The following is a 25,050-nucleotide window of genomic DNA, read 5'->3' as shown; positions in this document are numbered from 1 at the left end:
CTACGCCTCCTTTCCAGGTGCGACGACGACGGTGATGTGGCTGGTGCGCTTGTTGATGCGCGACGCGGAGCCCTTGGCGCGCGGACGGATGCGCTTGAGCGTGGGGCCCTCGTCAACGTAGGCGCTCTTGACCACGAGGTTGCGGGCGCGCAGGCCGTTGTTGTTCTCGGCGTTGGCGACGGCGGACTGCACGACCTTGGCGACCGGCTCGGCGGCGGCGCGGGTCGAGAACTGCAGAACCTCGAGCGCCTTCTCGACGGGAAGGTTGCGAATCAGGCCAACGACCATGCGGACCTTACGAGGAGCCATGCGCACATACTTGGCGGTGGCGCTGACCTCTTGCGCCGCGGCGTTCTTTGCCATTATCTACGCACCTCCTAACCCTGCTTGTGGCCACGGAAGGTGCGGGTCTGGGAGAACTCCCCCAGCTTGTGCCCCACCATGGACTCGGTGATGTACACGGGAACGTGCTTGCGGCCGTCGTGGACGGCGATCGTGTGGCCGACCATCTCGGGGAAGATGGTCGAGGCGCGCGACCAGGTCTTGATGACCTCCTTCTTGCCGGACTCGTTCATGGCGGCGACACGCGCGAGGAGGCGAGTCTCCACAAACGGACCCTTCTTGAGACTTCTGCTCATACTTTCGATCTCCTAAGGCTCGTGTGCTACTTGGAACGACGACGAATGATCAGACGGTTGCTGGCCTTCTTGGGGTCGCGCGTCTTCTTGCCCTTGGTCGGAATGCCCCAGGGGGTGACGGACGGCCGGCCGGAGGTGTGGTTCTTGCCCTCGCCGCCGCCGTGCGGGTGGTCAACCGGGTTCATGACCGTGCCGCGGACCGTCGGGCGGACGCCCATCCAGCGCTTGCGGCCCGCCTTGCCGATCACGATGTTGGAATGCTCGGCGTTGCCGACCTCGCCGATGGTGGCGCGGCAGGTGAGCAGCACGCGACGCAGCTCGGAGGAGGGCATGCGCAGGACCGCGTAGCCGTTGTCCTTGCCCATGAGCTGCACGGAGGTTCCGGCGGCACGGGCCATGGCCGCGCCCTTGCCGGGCTGGAACTCCACGGCGTGGACGAGCGTGCCCACGGGGATCTCCGAGAGGGGCATGGCGTTGCCCGGCTTGATGTCGACGTCCTTGGTGCCCGACAGGACCTTGTCGCCCACGTGGAGGCCCTCGGGGGCGAGGATGTAGGCCTTGGCGCCGTCGACGTAGTGAAGCAGCGCGATGCGGGCGGAGCGGTTGGGGTCGTACTCGATGGTGGCGACCTTGGCCGGGATGTTGTCCTTGTTGCGCTTGAAGTCGATCCTGCGGTACTTGCGCTTGGTGCCGCCGCCCTGATGACGGGTGGTGATGCGGCCGTTGTTGTTGCGACCGGCCTTCTTGTTGAGGGGCTCCAGGAGCGACTTCTCGGGCTTCGTGGAGGTGATCTCCTTGAAGTCGGAGATCGTCTGCCAGCGACGACCGGCGCTCGTGGGCTTGAGGTGCCTAACTGCCATTGCTTCTTTCCCTTTCTTCCGTTGGCCACCACGCTCGGGACCAAGTGTGGTGACACCGGACTACCACGGTACCGCGCGTATCCATCATGCGCGGCATGCAAGCCCGCCTCGCGAGCGTCTGTCGCAAGACGGGCGGGTTGCCTTAGCCCTCGGCTGCCTGCGTGTTGGCGAAGATCTCGATCTGCTCACCATCGGCGATGGTGACGATGGCCTTCTTCCAGGAGCGGGTCTTGCCGGCGACGTAGCGCACGCGCTTGGTCTTGGGCTTGACCCACATCGTGTTGACCTTCTTGACGTGGACGCCGAACAGCTTCTCGACGGCGTCCGCGATCTCCTCCTTGGGGGCGGAGCGGGCGACCTCGAAGCTGTACTTGTTCTGCGACATCTGGTCAAAGGAGCGCTCGGTGACGACCGGGCGGATGATGACCTCGTAAGCGGAGTTCATTTAAGCGAGCACCTCCTCGAGCTGCTTGGCGACGGCGGTGGTCATGACGAGCGCACCGTTGTCGAGGAGGTTGCGGGTGTTGGCCTCGGAGACGCCAAAGATGAGGACCTGGGGAAGGTTGCGGAACGAGAGGTAGGTGATGACGTCGTCATCGTCAAGGATGAGGGTCACGCGCGTGCTCTCGAGACCCAGGGCCTTGAGGACGGCGGCCGCCTGCTTGGAGGAGGGCTCCTCGAAGGAGAGGCCGTCGAGCAGGATGAGCTCGTTGTCAGCCACCTTGCCGGAGAGGACGGACCTCATGGCAAGCTTCCTCTCCTTCCTGTTGGTGCGCTTGGCGTGGCTGCGCGGGGTGGGGCCGAAGACGGTGCCGCCGCCGGTCCACTGGGGGGCGCGGATGGTGCCCTGACGCGCGCGGCCGGTGCCCTTCTGGCGCCACGGCTTGGCGCCGCCGCCGGACACGGCGGAGCGGTTCTTGGTGGAGTGGGTGCCCTGACGCAGGGACGCCTCGTAGGCGACGACAACCTGGTGCACCACGGGGATGTTCGGCTCGATGCCGAAGACGCTGTCAGCGAGCTCGGCGGTCTCGACCGCCTGCCCCTGCGCGTTCTTGACTTCAATCTTGGACATTGTGTCTCCCTTGCTAGCCTAAGGATCGGTACGTGCGAGGCCTTAGGCCATGCGGACCTGGACGAGGGCGTTCTTGCCGCCGGGGACGGCGCCCTTGACGAGCATGAGGTTCTGCTCGGCGTCAATGCGGACGAGCTTGAGGTTCTTGACGGTGACGCGCTCGTCGCCCATGTGCCCCGCCATGTGCAGGCCCTTGCGAACGCGGGCGGGATAGGCGCACTGGCCGATGGAGCCGGGCTTGCGCTGGTTGCGCGAGCCGTGGGTCATGGGGCCGCGGGCGAAGTTCCAGCGCTTGATGGTGCCCTGGAAGCCCTTGCCCTTGGAAGTGCCGATGACGTCGACGACCTTGACCTCGGCGAAGTCCGCGACGGTGACCTTGTCGCCCGTGGCGTGCTTCTCGCCGTCCTCGACGCGAACCTCGCGCAGGTAGCGCATGGGCTCGACGCCGTGGGCGTCAAAGTGACCCTGCATCGGCTTGTTGACGTGCTTGGACGTGATGTCTCCGAAGCCAATCTGGACGGCGTCATAGCCGTCGGTTGCCTTCGTCTTCACCTGCGAGACCACGCAGGGGCCGGCCTGGATGACGGTGACGGGAACGACGTTGTCGTTTTCGTCCCACACCTGCGTCATCCCGATCTTGCGGCCAAGAATCGTGCTGACCATGCTTGTTCCTTACCCTCGGTGGTCATGGGACCTTCGCGTGCGCGCAGGGACAGCTCCTCCGTCCCTCCCCAGCGGACCACATCCTATGGTTGCCGCGCCGCTCAAGGCAGCCGGGCGAGCTCGGGCACTCGACACAGCTGTCCCCTCAAGAAACACAGCCTGACTAGTTTACACTTCGGATGCCGCGTTCACAATGTTTGCGCAGAAAATAGTGGGTGACATGCAGGGCATGTCCTCAGCCGAGGTCCCGCGCCCATCCCGTCTCGTGCCGCATCTTAGCCAGAACACGACCGATATATCAAAAAACGTCAAAACTACGGGCATTTCTGTAACAAACGTCGTGTTTTGGCTAAGGCGCCCGCTCGACATGCAAGAGGCCCCCGACCGCGCGGTCGGGGACCTCTCAGGATCGTAGGCAAACAACGAGACTTAGAGCTTGATCTCGATGTCCACGCCCGCAGGCAGGTCAAGGCGCATCAACGAGTCCACGGTGGACGAGCTGGGGTCCACGATGTCGATGAGGCGCTTGTGGGTGCGCATCTCAAACTGCTCGCGGGAGTCCTTGTCCTTGTGGGGCGAGCGGATCACGGTGTAGACGTTGCGCCTGGTGGGCAGGGGGATGGGGCCGGCAACCCTGGCACCGGTCTTCTGGGCGGTGTCAACGATGAGCTTGGCCGACTGGTCCACAACCTCGTGGTCGTAGCCCTTGAGGCGAATCCTGATCTTCTGGTTAGGCACGGTACTTACCTCCATCATGAGCGTGAAGCTCCCTTGTGGGGGCCTCGTCCGCCTGGCAGGCGGACGAGGCCCGGTTCTGCTTGCTAGTTGGCGCTTCCGCCGTTCTTGGAGACGATCTCCTCGCGAATGTTCTTGGGGACGGCCTCGTAGGAGTCAAACTGCATGGTGTAGCTCGCGCGACCCTGCGTCTGGGAGCGAAGGTCGGTGGCGTAGCCAAACATCTCGCCCAGGGGCACCTTGGCGCGGATGAGCTTGGTGTTGGAGCGGTCCTCCATGCCCTCGATCTTGCCGCGGCGGCCCGAGAGGTTGCCCATGACGTCGCCCATGTACTGCTCGGGCGTCTCGACCTCGACGCTCTCGATGGGCTCGAGCAGCACGGGATCGGACTGCTGCAGGGCCTTCTTGATGGCCATGGACCCGGCGATCTTGAAGGCGGCCTCGGAGGAGTCGACCTCGTGGTAGGAGCCGTCAACGAGCGTGACCTTGATGTCCTGCGTGGGATAGCCCGCGATGACGCCGGACTGGAGCGCCTCCTGGATGCCCTTGTCCACCGAGGGGATGTACTCCTTGGGGATGGCGCCGCCCACGGTGGCGTCCACGAACTCGTAGCCAAAGCCGGGCTCCATGGGCTCCACGTCGATGATGGCGTCGCCGTACTGGCCGCGGCCGCCGGACTGGCGGACGAACTTGCCCTGGACGTGGCTCACGGCCTTGCCCGCCGTCTCGCGGTAGGCGACCTGCGGCTTGCCGACGTTGCACTCGACGTGGAACTCGCGGCGCAGGCGGTCGACGATGATCTCGAGGTGAAGCTCGCCCATGCCGGCGATGATCGTCTGACCGGTCTCGTGGTCGGTGTGGACGCGGAAGGTGGGATCCTCCTCGGCCAGCTTGGCCAGGCCCACGGACATCTTCTCCTGCTCGGCCTTGCTCTTGGGCTCCACGGCCACGTCGATGACGGGGTCGGCAAAGTCGATGGACTCCAGGATGATGGGGTGCTTCTCGTCGCAGAGGGTGTCGCCGGTGGAGGTGTTCTTCATGCCGACGCAGGCGACGATGTCGCCGGCGGAGCACTCGTCGCGGTCAACGCGGTCGTTGGCGTTCATCTCGAGGATGCGGCCAAGGCGCTCGCGCCCGTCCTTGACGGAGTTGTAGACGTAGGAGCCCGCCTCCGCCTGGCCGGAGTACACGCGGATGTAGGTGAGCTTGCCGACGAAGGGGTCAGTCATGATCTTGAACGCCAGGGCGCTGAAGGGCTCCTTGGTGTCGGCGTGACGAACGTCCTCGGCGCCCTTGGGGGTCGTGCCGTGGATCTCCTGGATGTCCAGGGGGCTGGGCAGGTAGTCGACGACGGCGTCAAGGAGCTCCTGGATGCCCTTGTTCTTGTAGGCGGAGCCCACGAAGACGGGGTTGAGCTCGTTGGCGAGGACGCCCTTGCGGATGGCCGCCTTGACCTCGTCAACGGTGACCTCCTCGTCCATGAGGAGCTTCTCCATGAGGTCGTCGTCAAAGTTGGAGACGGCGTCGAGCAGCTCCTCGCGCTTCTGCTGGGCAAGCTCGACGAACTCCTCGGGGATGGCGTCCATGACCTCGGGGTAGATCATGCCCTTGGCGTCCTCCTTGAAGTCCCACGCCTCCATGGTGACGAGGTCGATGAGGCCCCAAAAGTTGGACTCGGCGCCCATGGGGATCTGCGCCGCCACGGCGGCGGCGCCCAGGCGGTCCTTCATGGTCTCGATGGCATGGAAGAAGTCGGCACCCACGCGGTCGAACTTGTTGATGAAGGCGATGCGGGGCACGCCGTAGTTGCCGGCTTGGCGCCAGACGGTCTCGGACTGGGGCTGCACGCCGGCGACGGCGTCAAAGACGGCGACGGCGCCGTCGAGGACGCGCAGGCAGCGCTCGACCTCGGCCGTGAAGTCAACGTGGCCCGGGGTGTCGATGATCTGGATGATGTGGTCCTTCCAGAAGCAGGTCGTCGCGGCGGACGTGATGGTCACGCCGCGCTCCTGCTCCTGGGCCATCCAGTCCATGGTGGCAGCACCGTCATGGACCTCACCGATCTTGTGGGTCTTGCCGGTGTAGTAGAGGATGCGCTCCGTCGTGGTGGTCTTGCCGGCGTCGATGTGGGCCATGATGCCGATGTTGCGGAGGTCCTCGAGCTTGTACTTAACCTTTGCCATGTGTTCGTCTCTCCCTCAGGGGTTAGAAGCGGTAGTGAGAGAACGCGCGGTTGGCCTCAGCCATCTTGAAGAGGTCCTCGCGACGCTTCACGGACGCGCCGACGCCGTTGGAGGCGTCCACGATCTCGTTCGCGAGGCGCTCGGCCATGGTCTTCTCCTTGCGTGCGCGCGAGAAGTTGACCATCCAGCGGATGGCGAGGGTGGTGGCGCGACGGGAGTTGACCTCCATGGGCACCTGGTAGGTGGCGCCGCCGACGCGCTTGGGCTTGACCTCGAGGGTCGGGCGGACGTTGTCCATGGCCTTCTTGAAGACGGCCAGGGGGTCCTGCTCGGTCTTCTGCTGAACCATGTCAAAGGCACCGTAGACGATGCGCTCGGCGGTGGCCTTCTTGCCGTCGAGAAGGACCTTGTTGATGAGCTGGGTCACGAGACGGTTGTTGTAGACGGCGTCGGGAGTGACCTCACGACGACTTGCTGCTGCACGACGCGGCATGTGTATCTCCTCAGAAAACTGGTTGCAGTGTCAGATGGGACGCGGGGCTACTCCTTGGGGCGCTTGGCGCCGTAGCGGGAGCGGGCCTTCTTGCGGTCCTGGACAGCAGCGCAGTCGTAGGCGCCGCGGACGATCTTGTAGCGCACGCCAGGCAGGTCGCGGACGCGGCCGCCGCGGATGAGCACGATGGAGTGCTCCTGGAGGTTGTGTCCCTCGCCCGGAATGTAGGCCGTGACCTCGATGCCGTTGACGAGGCGCACGCGGGCGACCTTGCGCAGCGCCGAGTTGGGCTTCTTGGGCGTGGTCGTGAAGACGCGCGTGCACACGCCGCGCTTCTGCGGGTTGTGCTGCAGCGCTGCGTTCTTGGACTTGGCCTGGTGAGACACGCGGCCCTGGCGGACGAGCTGGTTGATGGTAGGCAAAGCTTCTCTCCTTAGGTGAGATCGAACGGGGTGTGGTGCGCGAGCACCTATGCATCGAGGAGGGCGCAGCACCGCTCTCCGGGATCGTCGTGACGGCATGCCCGCGACCGCCGCCCAAAACCCAGCCTGGGGGTTCGCGAGGACGGACATGCGGCGAGCAGTACCGCAGAATACGCCGTCACGGGGGCCATGTCAAAATACCACGGCCCCGGGCGTATCCTTAATCAGACGCATCTTCATGAGAAGCACACAGTCAGAGCTGCGCCGCCCTGCCCGAGCCGGACGTGAGGCGTCGGCGCGAAACCTGGTACCGCGGCGCTCCCGGGTGCCATGGCGCTCCCGGGTGCCACGACGCGACGCGCGCCTCACTCGGCAGGAGGCCTCAGGTCCTCGGCGGCATGCGAGAGCCCGATGGCGACGAGGTCCACCACATGCTCGTCCAAGAGCGAGTAGTAGACCCTCTGCCCGTCACGGCGCGACGAGACGAGGCCGCGGTCCCTCAGGAGCCGCAGCTGGTGAGAGACGGCCGACTGTGACACATGGCAGACCTCCTGGAGGTCGGTGACGCTCTTCTCCCCCCCGACGAGGCCGCCCAGGATCTGGAAGCGGGTGAAGTCCGACAGCGCGTCAAAGATCTGCGTGGCGTCGTACACCACGTCGTCGTCCGCCAGGTAGCACGCCAGCTCCTCGTCGGTGATGCCCATACGCCCGCCCTTCCCCCTGTCGCAGATGTCCCCGCCCCATGACGGGCCGCGCGTGGCGCGCGGCGCCGTTTTTGATGGCTAGATGGCGTCCAGCGCCTGGCGCACGTCGGCAAGGAGGTCCTCGGTGCCCTCGATGCCGCAGGACAGGCGCACCATGCCCGCGCCGATGCCGGCGTGGGCCAGCTCCTCGTCAGTCATCTGGCGATGCGTGGAGCTGGCCGGGTGCAGGCAGCAGGACCGCGCGTCCGCCACATGGGTCTCGATGGCAAAGATCTTGAGCGCCGCCATGAAGCGCTCGGCGGCGGGGCGGCCCCCCGCAAGCTCGCAGCTCACGACGCCGCAGGACCCCCCGGGAAGGTACTTCTGGGCGAGCTCGAAGGACGGGTCACCCGGCAGGCTCGGGTAGTTGACCCGCGCCACCTGCCCGCTGCCCGCAAGGAGCTCCGCCAACGCGCGGCCGTTCGCGCAGTGCCGGGCCATGCGCACGTGCAGGGACTCCAGGCCGAGGTTCAGCAGGAACGCGTTCTGGGGGCTCTGGATGGACCCGAAGTCACGCATGAGCTGCGTCGTCGCCTTAGTGATGAAGGCCCCCTGCCTGCCAAAGCGCTCTGCGTAGACGACGCCGTGGTAGGAGTCGTCGGGGCGGGTGAGGCCGGGAAAGGCGTCGGCGTGCGCCATCCAGTCGAACCTGCCCGCGTCGACGATCGCCCCGCCGACCGCGGCACCGTGGCCGTCCATGTACTTGGTGGTGGAATGGGTCACGATGTCCGCCCCCCACTCGATGGGACGGCAGTTGACCGGCGTGGGGAAGGTGTTGTCCACGATCAGGGGGACGCCATGGTCGTGGGCGGCGCGGGCGAACTTCTCGATGTCGAGGACCGTGAGCGCCGGGTTGGCGAGGGTCTCGCCGAACACGCACTTCGTGGTGGGCCTAAACGCCGCGTCGAGTTCCTCGGGCGTGCAGAAGGGCGAGACGAAGCTGCACTCGATGCCCATCTTGCGCAGCGTGTGGGCCAGCAGGTTGAAGGTTCCGCCGTAGATGGTGGAGCTTGCCACCACGTGGTCGCCGCACGCGGCGAGGTTGAAGACGGCAAAGAAGTTCGCGGCCTGCCCGGAGCTGGTGAGCATGGCGGCGCAGCCGCCCTCGAGCGAGGCGATCTTGGCGGCCACGTGGTCGTTGGTGGGATTCTGCAGACGGGTGTAGAAGTAGCCGCTGTCCTCAAGGTCAAAGAGGCGTCCCATGGCGTCCGAGCTGTCGTACTTGAAGGTGGTGGACTGGACGATGGGCACCTGGCGGGGCTCGCCGTTCGTCGGGACATACCCTGCCTGCACGCAGCGCGTATCGATGCTACACGTCATGAAGCGCCTCCCATGTGGACGATGGCAACATACCGGCGCCTGCGGCGGCCAAGATGGCGCGGCGCCGTTGCCTTAGTATAGTATCCGAGAGGACGAGGACCCTTGAGGAGGACGCATGTCGGACGTTGCCATCACCTGCTGCTCCACCGTTGACCTGTCGCATGAGTGGCTCGAGAGGATCGGCGTCGGCTGCCTGCCCTTTAACTACTATCTTGACGGCGTCCCCTGCAAGGACGACTTTGGCAGGACCCACTCCCCCAGGGAGCTCTACGAGCGCATGCGCGCCGGGGCCGTCGTCAAGACCTCCCAGGTCAGCGTGGGCAGCTACCTTGAGCACTGGCGACCCCTCCTCAAGGCGGGCCGCGACGTCCTGCACGTCTCGCTGTCCTCGGGCATATCGGGAACCTACTCGTCCGCCTGCACGGCCCAGGATCAGCTCAGGGCCGAGTTTCCCGACCGCACGGTCCACGTGGTCGACTCCCTGTGCGCCTCCTCCGGCTACGGCCTGCTCGTGGACAAGCTGGCCGAGCTCAGGGACGGCGGCATGGACGTCGACGAGCTGCACGGATGGGCGCTGGCGCATCGCCTTGACGTGCAGCACTGGTTCTTCTCGTCGGACCTCACGTTCTTCGTGCGGGGCGGGCGCATCTCCAAGGCGGCGGGCGCCGTGGGCGGCCTGCTCAAGATCTGTCCCGTGATGAACGTGCCCGATGACGGCACCCTGGCCGTCAAGGAGAAGATCCGCACCAAGGGCAGGGCCGAGCGGCGCGTCCTTGAGCTCATGGAACAGCTCGCCCAGGGCGGGGCCGACTACGCCGAGAAGGTCTTCATCTGCCACTCCGAGTGCCTGAGTGACGCCCAGGACCTCGGCGCGATGGTCACGAGGTCCTTCCCCGCGCTGCGCGGCGAGGTGGAATACTTTGACATCGGGGCCACCATCGGCTGCCACACCGGCCCCGGAACCGTGGCGCTCTTCTACTGGGGCACCAGGCGGCCGTAGGCCCCGACGCCTAGGCGCAGGACGCGTCCGGGTCCAGCGGCATCGCAAAGAACTCCTGATAGCGCTCGAGGACTCCCGGCTCATGAAGGGTCGAGAGGAAGGTCACGCTCCCCTGCTGCCGATCGTCGGCAAGCAGATCGCGCTCACCCAGCAGCGAGGCGAGCCGCCGGGCCGTTCCTGCGGCGCCGTCAAAGAAGGGAACGTCGCCCACGACGGCGCGAATCTGACGCGCCACGAAGGGATAGTGGGTGCAGCCCAGGACCACGGAGTCGACCTTCCCGCGGTAGGCGCCCACCAGCTCCGTCAGCAGGTCCTGAAGGTCCGGGGCGTCAAGGTCTCCCTGCTCGATGCGATGGGCCAGGCCCACGCACGGGACGGCCACCACGTCCGAGTCTGAGCCGTACGCGCGCGCGAGGCGCTGGAACTTGTCGAGGGCCAGCGTCACCTGCGTGGCCATGACCAGGATGCTGTCGTGGGGCACCCGCTCCGTCGCGGGCTTCAGGGCGGGCTCGACGCCGACGAAGGTCAGGTCGGCAAACTCGTCGCGCAGCCGGGCCAGCGCCACGCTCGTGGCGGTGTTGCAGGCGATGACGACGGCCTTGGCGCCGCAGGAGGCCAGGTGGCGCACGATGTCGCGGGAGTACCCGAGTATCTGCTCGCTCGACTTGCTCCCATAGGGGTTGTGCGCCCCGTCGCCCACGTAGACGAAGTCCTCGTGGGGAAGCTGGTCCACGAGGCGGCGCAGCACGCTGATGCCGCCGATCCCGGAGTCAAAGACCCCCACGAAGCCGCGCTTGTCCGCCATGGCACCAACCCCCTCCCGGCATGTCCCCACACAGGCCCATAATCGTCATGTCACGTGCACAGCATACCCGTTTGCGGGCGGGGACCTGCGAAGGCCCCGTGCCGCGCGCGCCGGGTCGCCGTCCCTCTCAGCTCATCCTGCCCCGGTCCATGGAGAGGCTCGCGTCCGCCACGGCCATGGTGCTCGCGCGGTGGCTCACCACCAGCACCGTACGCCTGCCGCGCTGCTCGTCGAGGCTGCGCAGGATCACGCCCTCGTTGAGCGCGTCGAGGTTGCTCGTGGGCTCGTCCAGGATGAGGAAGGGGGCGTCGTGGAGAAACGCGCGCGCCAGCCCCAGGCGCTGGCGCTCCCCACCCGAGAGCGTGTCGCCCAGCTCGCCGACGGGCGTGTCGTAGCCCCGCGGCAGGCTCATGATGAAGTCGTGCACCGAGGCGGCGCGACAGGCCTCCTCGAGCTGTCCTTGGCTGGCGTCCGGTCGCGCGATGAGCAGGTTGTCTTTGATGCTGCCGTGAAAGAGGTAGGTGTCCTGCTCGACGAGGGACTCAAGCTCCCTCAGGCGGTCGGTGCGGATGGTGTCGATGCGCTGGGCGCTGATGGACACCTGGCCGCGGGTGACGTCCCAGAAGCGCATCAGGAGTCGGCAGAGCGTTGACTTGCCCGAGCCGCTCGCGCCCGTGATTCCCACGATGCCGCCCACGGGCACGCTCAGCGACACGTTGTCAAGGACCCGCTCCTCGTCGTAGGCAAAGCTCACGTTCTTCATGGCGGCGCCCTCAAACGCTATGTCGTCACCCTCCAGGACCTCCTCGACCTGAGGCTCCTCGTCCAACAGGTCGATGACGCGGCGGGCGGAGGCGAGGGTGCCCTGAAGCCCGCCGCCCAGGTTGGCCAGGGCGATGACCGGGCCAAACGAGCTGAGCTGGAGCACGGTGGCGAGGACGGCCGAGGGAGCGTCGATGGACGAGGCGCCCCACAGCGCCGCCCCCACGACGAGCGTGGTCAAAGACAGGACCGCGACGAGGGCCTGGGTGACGGCCGCGCCCGTCGAGGCGCCCGCGGCGAGCCGTCGCTGGGTCTGCGCAAGGCCCTCGGACCTCTCGTCCAGGCCGTCCAGGCGCGTCTCCGCGGCGCCAAACTGCAGCACCTCGGCAAGGCCGCGCAGACCGTCGAGCACGTAGGTTGACAGGGCGGCCGCCTGGGCTCGCGAGGCGACGCCGGCAGGGGCGCAGGCGCGCGAGACGGCCAGGGGCACCGCGACGCCCACCAGCAGGTAGCCCACGGCAGCCACCACGCCCAGCTGCCAGGCGAGGCCTCCTATGAGGCGCACCATGACGGCGCAGGTGAGCGTCGCGATGCCGACCGGCGAGACGGTGTGGGCAAAGAACACCTCCAGAAGCTCTATGTCCGCGGTGACCGTCGAGATGATGCTGCCCTTGTCCGCCCCCGCGAGCTTGGCGGGACTCAGACGTCGCAGGCTGGCAAAGACCTGGCTGCGCACCTGGGCCAGAAGCTTGAACGCGATGTAGTGGTTGCAGGTCTGCTCGAGGTAGTGCAGCACCCCGCGCAGGACGCCCAGGCCCGCCAGGACGGCCGCGCAGGCGCCTGGCGAGAGCGCGGGCCACGCGCCTGCCGTCACCCCCGCGAGCGAGAGGGCCTCGGCCACCGCGAGGGCGGGGATGAGGATGGCGCAGCAATGGCCCGCCACGCCGCAGATGACGGACAGGGCCATCACGCCCGCCAGCGGGCGCGTCAGCCCCAACAGGCGCCACATGACCCAGGCGTTACTCCGCGTCCGCATCACCGGCCTCCTCAGGGTCAATCGGGCCTGCGGGCCCGAAGGCGACGCGCCCCGCGCGAGCGCGCGGCGTGAAGTTCTCGAGCGCCCGCTGGGCCTCCCACAGGGCACGATAGTCGTCACTGTCCGCCAGCAGCCGCTCATGGCTGCCCGCGCCCACCACCCGACCGCCGTCAAGCACGTGGACCTCGCGAGCCTTCGTCACGTTGGACAGGCGGTGGCTGATGAGGACGACCGCCTTGTAGCGCGCGACGGAGCGCACCGCCGCCATGATGGCCTCCTCGCTTTCGACGTCGATGTTGCTCGTCGCCTCGTCGAGGATGTAGACGGGAGAGTTGCGCAGGAGCGCCCGAGCCAGGGCCAGGCGCTGGCGCTGACCTCCCGAGAGGCTCTCCCCCTGAGCCTCGACGACGGTGTCAAGGCCCTCGCGAGCGCGCAGGTACCCGTCAAGCCGCACGCTCGCCAGGACCTGCCACAGGTCGTCGTCGGGCGCGTCGGGGTCGCCCATGAGCAGGTTGTCGCGCACCGTGCCAGCAAAGAGGTAGCTTGAGCTGGGCACCAGGGTCACATAGCGCGCAAGGCTCTGCGCACGGTAGTCCGACAGGGGACGGCCGCCCAGCAGCACCGTGCCTCCCATGGGCGCGACCGCGCCTCTCAGCAGGGACGCGATGGTGGACTTGCCCGACCCCGAGGCGCCGACGAGGGCGGTGAGCCCCACGGACGGCACGTCGATGGACACGTCGTGAAGGACCTCCCGCTCGCCGTCCCACGAGAAGTCCACGTGGCTCATGCGCAGATGGTCCCCCGGCGCGGGGTCGGCGGTGCCGCCACCTGACGGCTCGGGGAGGTCGAGCACCGCAAACATGGCGTCGGCGGCGGCCAGGCCGTTCATGGCCACGTGGAAGTGGGAGCCCAGCGCGCGCAGGGGCAAAAAGAAGTCGGCCGACAGCAGCGCCACCAGAAGCGCGCCAAAGAGACTGACGGAGCCTGCGGAGAGGAGGCCGAGCGCCACGGCGATGCCCAGGGCGGCGCCGCCCAGGGCCATGACGTCCATGACGATGATGGAGTTGAGCTGCATGCGCAGCACCCTCATCGTCACGACCCTGAAGCGCTCGGACTCGGCGTCCATGGCCTCATGGCGCGCCGCGTCGGCCTGGTAGATCTTGAGCGTCGTGAGGCCCTGGAGATTCTCGAGGAAGGAGTCGCCCAGAGTGACGTACTCGTCCCAGTATGCGCCGAGCAGGCGACGGGCAACCTTCTGCGTGGCCATGATGGTCAGGGGGATGAGCGGCACGCACGCAAGCAGCGTGAGCGCCGCCGGCCAGGTCGCGCCCTCCAGGGCCACCAGCGCCACGACGAGCGTGGGGGGCGCCAGCAGCGAGAAGGCGAGCTGGGGAAGATACTTGCCGAAGTAGGCCTCAAGCTGTTCGCAGCCCTCGACGGCAAGCTGCACGACCTTGGCCGTGGACACCTGGGCGTCGTAGCCCGGCCCCACGACCAGAAGCTTCTCGTGCAGACGATGCCTGAGGGAGCGCTTGGCCTCGCGCGAGGCGGCCCATCCCTCCGCCGAGGCGCGTTTGACGGCGAGCACCCTGAGGGGCAGGGCCGCCAGGCCCGCCACGAGCGCCAGCGGCACGAAGGCGGCCCCGGCGCCGCAGGAAAGGTCGGCCAGCGCACGGGCGAGGGCCCCGGCCAGCACGACGTCCGACACCAGGCCCAGCCAGCTCGCGCCCGCCGCGAGCAAGGCGTGTCGCAGCGCGTCGGGCGCCAGGTCAAAGAGTCTCTTCCGTATCATCGCCTCACCGCGTCACCCCTCGCTTGCCCCCCGTGACGAGGCAAGGCATAATCGTTGTGCCACAAAGCGTAACAAACGGCCGCGTTCGTGGGTCTCGCGCACCCTCCCGAGCCACGCGTCCATCACGCCGGCCGCAGCAACGGGACAGGAGAGCTTTAGCATGAGCAACGAAGGCAAGAAGGTCAAGGTCCACTACACCGGCACGCTCGACGACGGCACCAAGTTCGACTCGTCGCTCGACCGGGGCGAGCCCCTGGCGTTCACCTGCATGGCCGGGCAGATGATTCCCGGCTTTGACCGCGCGGTCAGGGACATGGCCGTCGGTGACACCGTCACGATTCGCCTGGAGCCCCAGGACGCCTATGGCGAGCGGCGCGAGGAGCTCGTGCAGGAGGTCCCGATGTCCGAGGTGCCCGAGAACCTGCGCGGGGTCACGGTGGGCACGCAGCTGATGCTGCGCTCGCCCCAGGGCGCCCCTGTGCCCGCCCGCGTCAGCAGGGTGACGCCGACGACGCTGCACCTTGACCTCAACCACGAGATGGCCGGCAAGGCGCTCAACTTCACGATCGAGCTGCTCGAGGCCAAGTAGGGCCATCCGTCGCGACGCGGGCAAAGACGGGCCCGGCCGCCGCAGGCGCGGGGTCGCGCCCGGCAATACGTCGCACGAGCGTTTGGGGGAGGAAGCATGGGCGTCTCGTCCTACAAGGCCAAGCAGATGATCGTCATGCGGCGGGACCTCAGGATGCGCAAGGGAAAGATTGCCGCCCAAGCCGGTCACGCCTGCGTCGAGGCGGTGCTCCTCGCCCTGGTGAAGGAGGGGCGCCAGGACCAGCTGCGCGCGAGCGACGACGGTGGGCGGGCCTACCTGGCCGATGCCGCACGACGGCACACCGCGCTCTATGACTGGTTTGACGCGGGCGTCGCCAAGGTCTGCGTGTACGTCGACTCCGAGGAGGAGCTCCTGGCCCTGGCGGACGAGGGTCGCAGGCGCGGGCTTGTCGTCGCGCTCGTACGCGACGCGGGGCTGACCGAGTTCCATGGCGAGCCCACCTACACCTGCCTGGCGTTTGAGCCCCTGCGCGCAGAGGACATAGACCCCCTCACCAAGGACCTGCCGCTGTACTAGCGAGCAGGCGGTCCAAGATGCCTATACTGGCCCTATGAACACCAGGTCGGACAAGCTCTCGCAGGCGCTCTCGGTCCTCGCGACGATCATCGTCGTCGCGGCCGTCATCGTGGGCCCTCGTGCGATGGCGTGGAGGGCCGCCCTGGGCGGCGGGGCGGACGTGCGGGCCGCCGCAGGAGATTCCCCCCGCGCCACGACGACCCCGACCCCGCCCGACGCGGGCGTCGTCGTTCGCGAGGACGGCAGCTACACCTCCAAGGACGAGGTGGCGGCCTACGTCCACGAGTTTGGGCGCCTGCCGCGCAACTTCGTCACCAAGACCAAGGCGAGGGAGCGCGGCTGGGACAACGCCAAAGGCAACCTCGACGAGGTCTGCCCCGGGATGTCCATCGGTGGCGGGCGCTACCACAACGACGACGGCGCGCTTCCCGACGCCACAGGGCGCAGGTGGACCGAGTGCGACATCGACTACCACGGCGGCCGTCGGGGCGCCCGGCGCCTCGTGTTCTCCGACGACGGGCTCATCTACTACACCGCCGACCACTACCGGACCTTCGAGCGCCTGTACTAGCGCAGGGGAGCTGCCATGACCCGACGTCAGCGCCTTGTCATAGACGAGAGGGACGTTTCCGACGCCGCCTCTCTGCACGCCTACCTCGCCCGACGCCTGGGCTTCCCGATCTACTACGGGGCGAACCTCTCGGCGCTCGCCGACTGCCTCGGTGACGTCGTGACGCCCACGCACATCATCGTCCTGCGCAGGAGGCCTCCTGCGTCCGAGCCCCGCTGGCTCGACGACGTCTGTCGCGTCCTTTTGAGGGCCGCTCGCGACAACGCGGCCCTCGCCGTCACGGTCGTGGGCGACGAGGACTCAGACCCGACGCTCCCGTAGCGGCGCGGCGGACGAGCCATCCGGGCACGGGCATGATGATGTGCTGGACCGCGTTGCCGAAGGCCTCGAGGTCGCCCGAGAGAAGCGTGTCAAGCAGAAAGAGCCCCGTGCCCCCACCAGGGCGAGCATGGGGTCGATGCGGCCGCCTGACGGCAGCAGGTGCAGGATGCCCGCAAAGAGGATGATCATGAGGACGCCCGACCAGAAGATGGTGATGGAGAGGCCCAAGGGGACGGGAATGGCCTGAAGCGGGCGGCGGGCCACGTATTTCAGCACGTCTCTTCCTCCGTTCCAAAGCATGTCGCAGGGATGGAAGGTGGCCCTGCCGGCGGGCGCCCCGACGTCATGCGGACGTCCCCGGACCCCTTGCGAGGCCCGGGGACGCTGACGTGCCCGAGGGGATGACTCCTGTTGGCGCCCGCGCGCATCAAGGGCCAGGCCCCTTGCGCCGGGAGGCTAGCTCCTCTTGTTGCGCCTGCCCATCCCGACCACAAAGAGCGCAAAGGCGCCCAGGAAGCCCAGGAGCGAAACGTTGCCCGCAGAGAGGCCGGTGCTTGCGGGGACCTCGGCCTCGGGCTGGTAGGAGGCGACGGCCTTGGCGACGACGTCCTCGTCGGTGACGGGAAGCTTCACGTCGGCAGCGGCCTTCTGGGCGTCAAAGTCCTTGACGGCGGAGGCGTAGGCGAACGGCGTCGCGAGCGTGCCGTCGTCCTTGAGGTCGGACGCCTTGAACGGCGTGGACGCGTCGCCCTTCCCAAGGTAGCTGCGCACCTCGCCCAACAGCGCGTTCACCTTGGCATAGGTCTCGTTCGAGACGACCCTGTGCGCCTCGTCGGCAAGGGCGTTGCGGGCGGGTCCGTCAGCGGTGGCCTGCATCTGCGCGTCCACCTCCTGCTGCTGGGCGACGATCTCCTTCTGCAGCGCGTCCAGGTAGGCATGGACCCCGTCGGCCACGGACTCGCGGTTGTTGTAGGCCAGGGTGTTGAGGTCCATGAGGGCGTAGTCCAGGTACGTGGTGCCGCTGTCCTGCATGGCCGTCGCCTCGTTGACGTCGATCAGGGTCGGGTCGTAGACCTTCTTGCCGCTCTCGTCCTTCTTGTACTCGGTGATCTCGCCGATGTGGCTCACGTCAAAGTTCGCCTCGGACGGATACAGGCTCTCGTCCACCTTGGTCAGCAGCGCGGAGTAGCTCGGCACGAAGACGCTGAACTCGCTGCGGGACAGGGCCTCCCACTGCACGGTGGCTATGTCGGCGTCAAGCCCCCGGCGCACCTGGAAGACGTGCGTCTCGGTGGTGCGGTTGTTGCCGATGGCATAGAGGTCGGCGTTCTTGTTGGCGTCCACGTCGGTGCCCTCGCCGCGGGTGGCATAGGCCCTCAGCACCGTGAAGGTGTCCGACTTGGAGGCGGGAGTAAAGGTGAGGTCGGAGCTGGTGAGGCTCGTGACCTGGCCCTTGTCGTCGGTGGTGTAGTCTGTGCCCGCCACCTTGGCGTCGCCAAAGTAGTCATGGCCCTGGACGTAGCGGGTGTTCTGTCCCGCCTCCTGCGCCTCGGAGGTTGAGCCGTAGGAGCCGGCGACGTCCATCGCGCCGTCCCTCTCCACGTAGGACCCGGCCTTCTTGGCCGTCTCGACGATGCCAGCCGAATGCAGGCAGGTCTCGGCGTCGTCCAGGTTTGCGTCGAACTTGAGGTTGTCCATGTTGGGGTTGAGCGAGACGACGTCGGGCGTCATCTTGACGGCGCACCACTCGTGACCCGACAGCTGCATGAAGATCCAGGTCTCCTTGGCGTCGCCGATCACGATCTGGTTGGCGTCCTGCGTGCCCTTCTCGTCAATGACCTTGCCGAGAAGCTCCACGCCCTCGCGGGCCGTAGAAGCCTGCGACAGGACGAAGTCGGCGATGGAGTACTCGCCGATTCCCGTGTCCACCCTGGGGTCCACCGCGTCGATCTTGTCGTTCATGTTGGTGGTCAACGTCGAGGAGACGCTCACGCCCTTCTCGTTGGTGCCCGCCTCAGAGTACGCCTTGGCGGCGACGTCGCCCTCAAGCGTCCAGTTGTCCGGCGTGTCACGGACATAGGTGTAGCGGAAGGTGGGTCCCTCTATCTTGTACTGGAAGCTCTCCGACGGGTCCACGCCGTTCTCGTATGACTGGAGGGTCTTGCCCTGCGTGGTCGCCGGCTCAATGCCAAAGGCCTTGCCATAGCGATTGGCAAAGTCCTCCGACCTGCCCCAGTAGGTGTCGCCGTCCGCCGACTGTGCGCTGCCCACGTAGATCTGCGTGCAGGCGAGCGCCACCGACGGGCTTGTCGCCAGGGCGAGCGACAGCCCCGCCGTTATCAGGACCTGGGGAATCTTGGAAAACCTCACGTGCGACTTCTTCAACATGCGACCCTCCGCTTCTTGTGACGGGACGATTCCGCGCCGACCGGCGCCGCGCGCTGCGCCACCTGGCGCGTGACGCTGCACCACCTGGCGCATGGCGCTGCACCACCTGGCGCGTGACGCTGCACCACCTGGCGCGTGGCCCGACCGCCAGCCTGTAATGAACCCTCGCAGCAAGCGTAGCCAAGCGCCATACGGACAGCGCCGGCCTTATGATGCGGTTTCGCGAGCGTGCAGAAATTGACGATGAGTGGATTAGCTTAGTCTAGATATCCAATGTACCTATCTTAATGTATGAGGTTGTATCCTTTGTTTAACAGGATGATTTAAATATTACTTCAAAGCATTATATTGAATATTTATGGTAGTTATGCTGCTAATCATCGTGCCACGCCGCCGCGCATGCTCCCCACGTCCGAGCGCGTCGCCCCATGCTCGGGCATATCGCCCCCTGCTCGGGCGCGTCTTCCCGTGCTCGCGAGCATCGCCCCGCGCCTGCGAGCATGCTTGAAATTATCAATGACCAAGTCAGGCCGATTTGGTCATTGATAAGACGTTTTCCCAGGATGCAAATAATTAATGCTCAGCGTGAGCCCTCTCCGGTCATTAATAATCTCAGAGCTTTCTCTAATAGTTTCAAAGTTTTCTCCGGGGGTCCGGGGGGTCCGGGCAAATCGCAGGCTGCAAGCTATACCATCCGACAGCCCCCTAGAAAGTTCCGACGATTCCCTAGAACTCGGCGTTGCCGACGGTGCGTGGGTGCGGCAGAACGTCACGGATGTTGTCGACGCCGGTAAGGTACATGACGAGGCGCTCAAAGCCCAGGCCAAAGCCCGCATGGCGGCATCCGCCGAAGCGCCGAAGGTCGCGATAGTAGCGGTACTGGTCAAGGTCGAGCCCCAGATCGCGCATGCGACCCTCAAGCACGTCCAGACGCTCCTCGCGCTGAGAGCCGCCGATGATCTCGCCGATGCCGGGCACGAGGCAGTCGGCGGCGGCAACCGTCTTGCCGTCGTCGTTGAGGCGCATGTAGAAGGCCTTGATGGCGGCGGGGTAGTCCGTCACGAAAACGGGGCATCCAAAATGCCGCTCGGTGAGGTAGCGCTCGTGCTCGGTCTGCAGGTCGACGCCCCAGCTTACCGGGAACTCAAACGTGGTGCCGGACGCCTGCGCCGCCTTGAGAATGGAGACGGCCTCGGTGTAGCTGACGCGGGCAAAGTCGCTCGTGGCAACGTGCCTCAGACGGTCGAGCAGGCCCTTGTCGACAAACTTGGAAAAGAACGCGAGCTCGTCGGCACAGCTGCTCATGACGTAGTTGAGGACGTACTTCAGCATGGCCTCGGCGACGTCCATGTCGCCCGCCAGATCGCAGAACGCCATCTCGGGTTCGACCATCCAGAATTCCGCCGCATGGCGCCGCGTGTTGGAGTCCTCGGCGCGGAAGGTGGGGCCAAAGGTATAGACGTCCCCAAACGCAAGGGCAAAGTTCTCGGCCTGCAGCTGGCCCGAAACGGTGAGGTTGGTGGGCCTGCCAAAGAAGTCCTGCGACCAGTCGATGTTGCCGTCCTCGGTGCGCGGGGGGTTCTCGACGTCGAGCGTGGTGACGCGGAACATCTCACCGGCGCCCTCGGCGTCCGACGAGGTGATGATGGGCGTGTTGACGTAGACGAAGCCACGCTCCTGGAAGAAGCGGTGAATGGCGAAGGCCGCCTCACTGCGCACGCGAAACACGGCCCGGAAGAGGTTGGTGCGGCTCCGCAGGTGCTGCTGGGTACGCAGGAACTCGCGCGTGGCCCGCTTCTTCTGCATGGGATAGTCCGGTGCGGACGCCCCCTCTACCGCGAGCTCCGTCGCCTGGAGCTCAAAGGGCTGCGGGCGGTCGGGCGTGAGGGCAAGCTCGCCCGTGACGACGAGCGCCGAGCCAACGCCCTGAGAGACGATGTGGTTGTAGGTCTCGTCGCCAAGGCGGTCCCGGTTAAGGACTACCTGCAGGTCCTTGAAGCAGCTGCCATCGTTGAGCGTGACGAAGGCGAAGTTCTTCATGTCGCGCGTTGAGCGGACCCAGCCGGCGACGGTGAGCGTCGATCCGCCCAGCGCCTCCTTGTCCGCATAGAGCCTCGCGATTCTCGTACGATCCATCTGCTGCCCTCCAGTCAGTTTGCCGCCAGGTCACGTGGGGCTTCTCCCTCAAAACATGCACACGATAGCCTAACGGCAGCCAAATCGCAGCGCGCTGCCCCGAATGTACCGGGACAGCGGCAATCGACAGAGACGTTCAATGTACTCTTGCTGTAGGGGCAAGGAGCTAGACGGCCGTGGTGTTGGTTACGCCATCGGCAAGGCTCCATTGGCAAAGACCGTCACGACATGCTCAAACGTATCCCTCAGGGTATCGTAGGCGGTGCGAGTCATATCGTGCCAGTACACCACTGCGCCTGGCTTTGCGCTGCGGCGCCTGTCAGCAAGCGCGCAGACTGCCTCCCCCGCATACTTTGCGCCATAGGTGTAGTAGTTTATCTTGCGAATGCCAGCGTCGATGGCACGCGCATAATCTTCGTCTGAGACTCCCGATCCCCCATGCATCACCAGGGGAACCTTGGCAAGGGCACGAATGTCCGAAAGAACATCGAAGTTGAGGTGAGGCTCTCCCTTGTAGATGCCATGCACGGTGCCAAATGAGCACGCGAGAATGTCAAGACCGGTAACCTTGACAAACTCAGCAGCTTGATCTGGATTGGTGTATACGGCACCAGACTCCTCGACCGTGCCACCCTCATCCTTCTCGCCCGCTTCGCGGCTACCCATCGAGCCAATCTCACACTCGAGACCCGCTTGATAGTCCCTGCAGAGCGATGCCATACGGCAGGATCGCTCGACATTGGTTTCATATGGCAGGGCGGAGCCGTCGAACATTACGCCCGTGAACCCCATGTCCAGCGCACGCACCGCATAGGAGAGGTCCTCGCAGTGGTCGAGATGGACACAGACAAGTGCGCTTGAACGCTCTGCCAGAGCTATCATGGTAGGGCCAATGTCCTTGAGGGGAGCAAGGTGCTGATGCCCTTGAGCATGTTGGATAATGATGGGGTGGCCTGTTTGCTCGGCAACATCGAGCGCAGCTCGCACTGATTCAAAACTTGCAACGTTTATGGCAGCAATTGCCATATTATTCTGTTCAGCAATACTACATATATCCCTCAAATTTACTAACATACCCTGCTCCAATCTCTTCTCGATAGACCTCGTTATTTCGCACTAACCGTTCCGGAAACACGCGCAAAATACTCTGGATATTTTTTTAGGAATCTGCTCGGACTGCCGTGGATGAGCGACGAGCTACCCACAACTAGCCCAGAAGCCCCAATACCAACCATGCGGGCGGCATGTTCGGCAGTTGTGTTCCCATCCACAATCACTTCCATCGGCAACTCCGACTCCCACGCAAGACGAACCACCCTAGCAAGCTTCTCAAAATGATTCGGCACAATCTTCTGCCCGGCAAAACCCGGATTAACAGCCATTACCAGCACGAAATCCAACACTCCGAAGCACTCACGAAGATAGTCGATAGGCACTCCAGGACTAATGGCAAGGCCTGCGTGAACGCCTCTCTTAGCCAGCCGCTGTAGCGTCTGGTAGGGCTGATTGCAAACCTCGGGATGGAAGCTACATCTATCACCTTGGCACAAAGGAAAAAAATCAATGCACTGCTCAGGGTTTTGTACGGCAAGATGCAGGTCAATGGGAAGGCTGGTGTGCCTCCTCACGTCTTTGAAGTCATCAACCCCCAAACAGATAGTCGGAGAATAGTGCCCGTCTGTCACGTCAAAGTGAATCGCCTCAACATGCGCTTGCTCGAAGGCACGCAGGTAGTTGACACGTTTTCCAGGATCGCAGCAGGCGAGCGACGGGAAAATCATCACGTTTGCGGACACTTTGGACCTCTTAATCTAGTACGTTTTCAGCCACGAGCCTATGGTCTCAACCCGCGTTCGCGGACGCCACTTCCTATCCTTCAGTGTTGATGTCGAATATCTTATCCAGGTTTTTTGCAAACCCATTATCACAAATTGCCATTTGTACCTCAAAAATGTATGCCAGCGACCTCGTTACAGAGTATTCGATTATCGAAGAAGAGGAGTCGTAGGTGGTAGCGTAGGTTACGGCAACAGGACTGCCAGGCTCGATGCCCAGGTGGGCCGAGTCATAATCATCTGCTTTTACGATCTTTATTTTCTTTAATGCATAGGCAGGTACTATCCCATACTCCTCAAGCACACGGTAAAGGGACACATCTTCAGCAAAATCTCTTTTAATCAAGTCAGGGCACAGATGCAGCGGGATGACGCAGCTTGCAATCTGATACAGCTCCCCGTTGATGTATCTCAAACGCTCTAGCGAAAAAATCTTTTCCCCTGGCTTGATTCCAAGGCGCTCAGCAATATTCGCATCAGCTTCCCTGATATCTTGCACGAGAACTTTTGAGGTGGGTATTCCGCCCTGAGAAACCACTTGATCAAAGAAGGAAATCTGTCTGTTACTCAAGGCAAAAGACCTGTCAGAGGAGTGAACTTCGGCACCCTTGCTAAAGGACCCCACTCCATGAACGTTATGCACTACTCCATCGCGGCTGAGTAGATCCTTGGCTTTTCTTACCGTCGTCCGGCTGACTCCGTATCGTTCGCTTAGCTCTCTTTCGCCGGGAAGAGGGGTATTCGCAGGAGTGCTAGAAAAAAGCGACTCAAGTTCGTTCTTGAGTGATACATACAAAGGAATGCCTTTGTCTTTTTTCAGCCGGAGTTTCGTGGACGTTGACAAGGTTGCATACTCTCTCTCTGCTTCAGGTCTCATGGTTGCAGCCATTACATCCTGTTGAATCTATCGCACCTAAAAGGTGATAACCACCCTGAATTTGTCTCCCTTGCAGGCAGACTCGAAGGCCGCCTTGGCCTCCTCCACAGGATAGCTTTCACTCACGAACGGCTCGACAGAAATTACTCCCTCGGAGAGCAGACGAGTAGCCCTCACAAAATCACCCTGGCTTGAGTTGGCTACCCCAATAAATTGCAGGTTATGTCCATGCAGGGTGTTTGGGCTAAAGGGAACTGGGGTATCCGGGTGGAAGGAGCTATAAAACACAAGCTTGCCCATATTTGCCAGGCATGAGGCCGCCTCGGCCACGACGCTGGTAAGGGGGGTGGTGTCAATCACCACATCACACATTTCACCCCTCGTGATTTCGAAGATTCGATCGTGCAGGTTACTCTTTGAGGGATTAATGGCAAACTTGGCCCCAAGAGAAAGGGCAAGGTCTGTCCGCTGCTCATTCATGTCAGACACGATAACCATTGCACCCCTCTTTGCCGCAAGAAGGGCATTAAGTTGTCCCATGATTCCGCATCCGATTACGAGCACAACATCGCCAAAATGGATATCCGCAGTTTCGATTGAGCGCACCACACAGGACACTGGCTCAGCGATTGCCGCCTGAGTGGGTGGGATGCCATCATACTTGAAACAGCTTGATACGTTTACCGGATAATGTGAGCTCAACCCACCCATTCCATGGTAAGGAAGCCCTGGAAGATGCTTGCTGTGGTCAAAGTTCTTGCACGCATTTTGGTTACCGGATTTGCACTGGGCACAGCTGTTGCACGCAAGCTGCACACCACATACAACCGAGTCTCCGACATGCCACATTTTCTCGTCAACCCCGGGACCAATCTCTTGGACCACTCCAGCGATCTCGTGGCCGCCGATAAACGGGTACTCAACCTTGTTGATGCCCTTGTAAACCCGCTGCTCCCAGGTGCAAATGGCACATGCGTTGACGCGAACCAGAATTTGCCCATAGCCTACGGGTGGAACTTCGTACTCCTCAACCCGAAGGTCCTCGACACCATGAAATACGACTGTCTTCATTTTTTCTGGCATGCTCTCTCCTTCGCGCGTCATAAACACCTGCTGGACACTTGCTCTGCTACTGACTAAAAAGCTGAGAACTTTGTCGCGCTCAAGACAACACGAGTATAAATTGGTCTGATTATAATACAAGTGGTCTTTTTTACTGGTATTATTCTATGATGCCATCTCTCTTTTATTATTAAAAAAGCACATCACCCT

Annotated in this window: 27 protein-coding genes; 5 read left to right on the top strand and 22 right to left on the bottom strand. The window is 64.2% G+C overall.

Annotated elements, in window-relative coordinates; genetic code table 11:
• The 12 genes from rplV to BN3001_RS07140 all read right to left on the bottom strand — a co-directional run bounded on the left by rplV (window position 1) and on the right by BN3001_RS07140 (window position 9,129).
• The gene (rplV, locus tag BN3001_RS07195; RefSeq protein WP_058271068.1) at window positions 1–363 is read right to left on the bottom strand and encodes a 50S ribosomal protein L22; all 363 of its coding nucleotides are present in this window, start codon (window positions 361–363) and stop codon (window positions 1–3) included.
• Window positions 364–377: 14 nt separating this feature from the next.
• Complete coding sequence (gene rpsS, locus BN3001_RS07190; protein WP_058271067.1) at window positions 378–638, bottom strand: 30S ribosomal protein S19; 261 nt, start codon at window positions 636–638, stop codon at window positions 378–380.
• Between the two features lie 26 nt (window positions 639–664).
• Window positions 665–1,498 carry a 50S ribosomal protein L2 gene (gene rplB / locus BN3001_RS07185; RefSeq protein ID WP_058271066.1) on the bottom strand — a complete coding sequence of 278 codons (834 nt, stop codon included), beginning with the start codon at window positions 1,496–1,498 and terminating at the stop codon, window positions 665–667.
• A 142-nt stretch (window positions 1,499–1,640) separates the two neighbouring features.
• Window positions 1,641–1,943, bottom strand: coding sequence for a 50S ribosomal protein L23 (gene rplW, locus BN3001_RS07180; protein WP_058271065.1), 303 nt, complete (start codon window positions 1,941–1,943; stop codon window positions 1,641–1,643).
• Complete coding sequence (gene rplD / locus BN3001_RS07175; RefSeq protein ID WP_058271064.1) at window positions 1,944–2,570, bottom strand: 50S ribosomal protein L4; 627 nt, start codon at window positions 2,568–2,570, stop codon at window positions 1,944–1,946. It abuts the gene before it with no gap.
• A 42-nt stretch (window positions 2,571–2,612) separates the two neighbouring features.
• Entirely contained in the window at window positions 2,613–3,233 is a 621-nt protein-coding gene (gene rplC / locus BN3001_RS07170; protein ID WP_058271063.1) for a 50S ribosomal protein L3, read from the bottom strand.
• Between the two features lie 429 nt (window positions 3,234–3,662).
• A complete protein-coding gene (gene rpsJ / locus BN3001_RS07165) occupies window positions 3,663–3,971 on the bottom strand; it encodes a 30S ribosomal protein S10 (protein ID WP_058271288.1) in 309 nt (102 codons plus the stop codon).
• Between the two features lie 83 nt (window positions 3,972–4,054).
• Window positions 4,055–6,151 (bottom strand): elongation factor G, encoded by a 2,097-nt coding sequence (fusA, locus tag BN3001_RS07160; protein WP_058271062.1) that lies wholly within the window; start codon window positions 6,149–6,151, stop codon window positions 4,055–4,057.
• A 22-nt stretch (window positions 6,152–6,173) separates the two neighbouring features.
• Window positions 6,174–6,644 carry a 30S ribosomal protein S7 gene (rpsG, locus tag BN3001_RS07155; protein ID WP_058271061.1) on the bottom strand — a complete coding sequence of 157 codons (471 nt, stop codon included), beginning with the start codon at window positions 6,642–6,644 and terminating at the stop codon, window positions 6,174–6,176.
• A gap of 47 nt (window positions 6,645–6,691) precedes the next feature.
• Window positions 6,692–7,066, bottom strand: coding sequence for a 30S ribosomal protein S12 (gene rpsL / locus BN3001_RS07150; protein ID WP_058271060.1), 375 nt, complete (start codon window positions 7,064–7,066; stop codon window positions 6,692–6,694).
• Between the two features lie 365 nt (window positions 7,067–7,431).
• Window positions 7,432–7,770, bottom strand: a complete 339-nt coding sequence (locus BN3001_RS07145; RefSeq protein WP_058271059.1) for an ArsR/SmtB family transcription factor — start codon at window positions 7,768–7,770, stop codon at window positions 7,432–7,434.
• 78 nt (window positions 7,771–7,848) lie between these two features.
• Window positions 7,849–9,129, bottom strand: coding sequence for an O-acetylhomoserine aminocarboxypropyltransferase/cysteine synthase family protein (locus BN3001_RS07140; protein WP_058271058.1), 1,281 nt, complete (start codon window positions 9,127–9,129; stop codon window positions 7,849–7,851).
• A gap of 115 nt (window positions 9,130–9,244) precedes the next feature.
• Between BN3001_RS07140 and BN3001_RS07135 the strand changes: the two genes are divergently transcribed.
• Window positions 9,245–10,129, top strand: coding sequence for a DegV family protein (locus BN3001_RS07135; RefSeq protein WP_058271057.1), 885 nt, complete (start codon window positions 9,245–9,247; stop codon window positions 10,127–10,129).
• Between the two features lie 10 nt (window positions 10,130–10,139).
• On the opposite strand, the gene murI is transcribed toward BN3001_RS07135, so the two are convergent.
• The 3 genes from murI to BN3001_RS07120 form a co-directional block, all read right to left on the bottom strand.
• Entirely contained in the window at window positions 10,140–10,934 is a 795-nt protein-coding gene (gene murI, locus BN3001_RS07130) for a glutamate racemase (RefSeq protein WP_058271056.1), read from the bottom strand.
• 127 nt (window positions 10,935–11,061) lie between these two features.
• A complete protein-coding gene (locus tag BN3001_RS07125; RefSeq protein ID WP_235815078.1) occupies window positions 11,062–12,732 on the bottom strand; it encodes an amino acid ABC transporter ATP-binding/permease protein in 1,671 nt (556 codons plus the stop codon).
• Window positions 12,716–14,524, bottom strand: coding sequence for an ABC transporter ATP-binding protein/permease (locus BN3001_RS07120; RefSeq protein WP_082630048.1), 1,809 nt, complete (start codon window positions 14,522–14,524; stop codon window positions 12,716–12,718). The genes BN3001_RS07125 and BN3001_RS07120 overlap by 17 nt, the downstream gene beginning before the upstream one ends.
• 160 nt (window positions 14,525–14,684) lie before the next feature.
• Between BN3001_RS07120 and BN3001_RS07115 the strand changes: the two genes are divergently transcribed.
• The 4 genes from BN3001_RS07115 to BN3001_RS07100 all read left to right on the top strand — a co-directional run bounded on the left by BN3001_RS07115 (window position 14,685) and on the right by BN3001_RS07100 (window position 16,542).
• A complete protein-coding gene (locus BN3001_RS07115) occupies window positions 14,685–15,113 on the top strand; it encodes an FKBP-type peptidyl-prolyl cis-trans isomerase (RefSeq protein WP_058271055.1) in 429 nt (142 codons plus the stop codon).
• A gap of 96 nt (window positions 15,114–15,209) precedes the next feature.
• Window positions 15,210–15,650 (top strand): aminoacyl-tRNA hydrolase, encoded by a 441-nt coding sequence (locus BN3001_RS07110; protein ID WP_058271054.1) that lies wholly within the window; start codon window positions 15,210–15,212, stop codon window positions 15,648–15,650.
• 34 nt (window positions 15,651–15,684) lie between these two features.
• Window positions 15,685–16,221, top strand: coding sequence for a ribonuclease domain-containing protein (locus BN3001_RS07105; protein WP_082630047.1), 537 nt, complete (start codon window positions 15,685–15,687; stop codon window positions 16,219–16,221).
• Window positions 16,222–16,236: 15 nt separating this feature from the next.
• Complete coding sequence (locus BN3001_RS07100; protein WP_058271053.1) at window positions 16,237–16,542, top strand: barstar family protein; 306 nt, start codon at window positions 16,237–16,239, stop codon at window positions 16,540–16,542.
• On the opposite strand, the gene BN3001_RS08260 is transcribed toward BN3001_RS07100, so the two are convergent.
• The 7 genes from BN3001_RS08260 to BN3001_RS07075 form a co-directional block, all read right to left on the bottom strand.
• Window positions 16,522–16,818, bottom strand: coding sequence for a hypothetical protein (locus BN3001_RS08260; RefSeq protein WP_235815077.1), 297 nt, complete (start codon window positions 16,816–16,818; stop codon window positions 16,522–16,524). The two genes, BN3001_RS07100 and BN3001_RS08260, sit on opposite strands and share 21 nt — an antisense overlap.
• Window positions 16,819–16,998: 180 nt before the next feature.
• Complete coding sequence (locus BN3001_RS07090) at window positions 16,999–18,912, bottom strand: C69 family dipeptidase (RefSeq protein WP_197407472.1); 1,914 nt, start codon at window positions 18,910–18,912, stop codon at window positions 16,999–17,001.
• A 744-nt stretch (window positions 18,913–19,656) separates the two neighbouring features.
• On the bottom strand, window positions 19,657–21,066 hold the full coding sequence (gene asnS, locus BN3001_RS07085; protein ID WP_058271050.1) for an asparagine--tRNA ligase: 1,410 nt from the start codon (window positions 21,064–21,066) through the stop codon (window positions 19,657–19,659).
• A gap of 186 nt (window positions 21,067–21,252) precedes the next feature.
• Window positions 21,253–22,140: a class II fructose-bisphosphate aldolase gene (locus BN3001_RS07080; RefSeq protein ID WP_058271049.1), complete on the bottom strand. Its 888-nt coding sequence runs from the start codon at window positions 22,138–22,140 to the stop codon at window positions 21,253–21,255.
• 32 nt (window positions 22,141–22,172) lie between these two features.
• Complete coding sequence (locus tag BN3001_RS08255; RefSeq protein ID WP_082630045.1) at window positions 22,173–22,862, bottom strand: ribulose-phosphate 3-epimerase; 690 nt, start codon at window positions 22,860–22,862, stop codon at window positions 22,173–22,175.
• Window positions 22,863–22,935: 73 nt separating this feature from the next.
• Complete coding sequence (locus tag BN3001_RS08250) at window positions 22,936–23,790, bottom strand: GntR family transcriptional regulator (RefSeq protein WP_082630044.1); 855 nt, start codon at window positions 23,788–23,790, stop codon at window positions 22,936–22,938.
• A gap of 24 nt (window positions 23,791–23,814) precedes the next feature.
• Window positions 23,815–24,861 (bottom strand): zinc-dependent alcohol dehydrogenase, encoded by a 1,047-nt coding sequence (locus BN3001_RS07075; protein WP_058271048.1) that lies wholly within the window; start codon window positions 24,859–24,861, stop codon window positions 23,815–23,817.
• Window positions 24,862–25,050 lie beyond the last annotated feature (189 nt).

It is taken from the genome of Olsenella massiliensis (assembly GCF_001457795.1).
GTDB classification, from domain to species: Bacteria; Actinomycetota; Coriobacteriia; order Coriobacteriales; family Atopobiaceae; genus Olsenella_F; species Olsenella_F massiliensis.
Note: the sequence above shows the minus strand (reverse complement) of the source record. Positions and strands in the feature narration are given on the sequence as shown.

Coding starts and splice junctions, on each gene's coding strand:
- murI (WP_058271056.1), bottom strand. CDS start 10,934: ATGGCGGACAAGCGCGGCTTCGTGGGGGTCTTTGACTCCGGGATCGGC.
- BN3001_RS07080 (WP_058271049.1), bottom strand. CDS start 22,140: ATGTTAGTAAATTTGAGGGATATATGTAGTATTGCTGAACAGAATAAT.
- rplV (WP_058271068.1), bottom strand. CDS start 363: ATGGCAAAGAACGCCGCGGCGCAAGAGGTCAGCGCCACCGCCAAGTAT.
- rplB (WP_058271066.1), bottom strand. CDS start 1,498: ATGGCAGTTAGGCACCTCAAGCCCACGAGCGCCGGTCGTCGCTGGCAG.
- BN3001_RS08250 (WP_082630044.1), bottom strand. CDS start 23,790: ATGGCTGCAACCATGAGACCTGAAGCAGAGAGAGAGTATGCAACCTTG.
- BN3001_RS07125 (WP_235815078.1), bottom strand. CDS start 12,732: ATGCGGACGCGGAGTAACGCCTGGGTCATGTGGCGCCTGTTGGGGCTG.
- rpsG (WP_058271061.1), bottom strand. CDS start 6,644: ATGCCGCGTCGTGCAGCAGCAAGTCGTCGTGAGGTCACTCCCGACGCC.
- BN3001_RS07135 (WP_058271057.1), top strand. CDS start 9,245: ATGTCGGACGTTGCCATCACCTGCTGCTCCACCGTTGACCTGTCGCAT.
- rplD (WP_058271064.1), bottom strand. CDS start 2,570: ATGTCCAAGATTGAAGTCAAGAACGCGCAGGGGCAGGCGGTCGAGACC.
- BN3001_RS07115 (WP_058271055.1), top strand. CDS start 14,685: ATGAGCAACGAAGGCAAGAAGGTCAAGGTCCACTACACCGGCACGCTC.
- rplW (WP_058271065.1), bottom strand. CDS start 1,943: ATGAACTCCGCTTACGAGGTCATCATCCGCCCGGTCGTCACCGAGCGC.
- rpsS (WP_058271067.1), bottom strand. CDS start 638: ATGAGCAGAAGTCTCAAGAAGGGTCCGTTTGTGGAGACTCGCCTCCTC.
- BN3001_RS07120 (WP_082630048.1), bottom strand. CDS start 14,524: ATGATACGGAAGAGACTCTTTGACCTGGCGCCCGACGCGCTGCGACAC.
- BN3001_RS07105 (WP_082630047.1), top strand. CDS start 15,685: ATGAACACCAGGTCGGACAAGCTCTCGCAGGCGCTCTCGGTCCTCGCG.
- BN3001_RS07140 (WP_058271058.1), bottom strand. CDS start 9,129: ATGACGTGTAGCATCGATACGCGCTGCGTGCAGGCAGGGTATGTCCCG.
- asnS (WP_058271050.1), bottom strand. CDS start 21,066: ATGGATCGTACGAGAATCGCGAGGCTCTATGCGGACAAGGAGGCGCTG.
- BN3001_RS07145 (WP_058271059.1), bottom strand. CDS start 7,770: ATGGGCATCACCGACGAGGAGCTGGCGTGCTACCTGGCGGACGACGAC.
- BN3001_RS07110 (WP_058271054.1), top strand. CDS start 15,210: ATGGGCGTCTCGTCCTACAAGGCCAAGCAGATGATCGTCATGCGGCGG.
- BN3001_RS07075 (WP_058271048.1), bottom strand. CDS start 24,861: ATGCCAGAAAAAATGAAGACAGTCGTATTTCATGGTGTCGAGGACCTT.
- rplC (WP_058271063.1), bottom strand. CDS start 3,233: ATGGTCAGCACGATTCTTGGCCGCAAGATCGGGATGACGCAGGTGTGG.
- fusA (WP_058271062.1), bottom strand. CDS start 6,151: ATGGCAAAGGTTAAGTACAAGCTCGAGGACCTCCGCAACATCGGCATC.
- BN3001_RS07100 (WP_058271053.1), top strand. CDS start 16,237: ATGACCCGACGTCAGCGCCTTGTCATAGACGAGAGGGACGTTTCCGAC.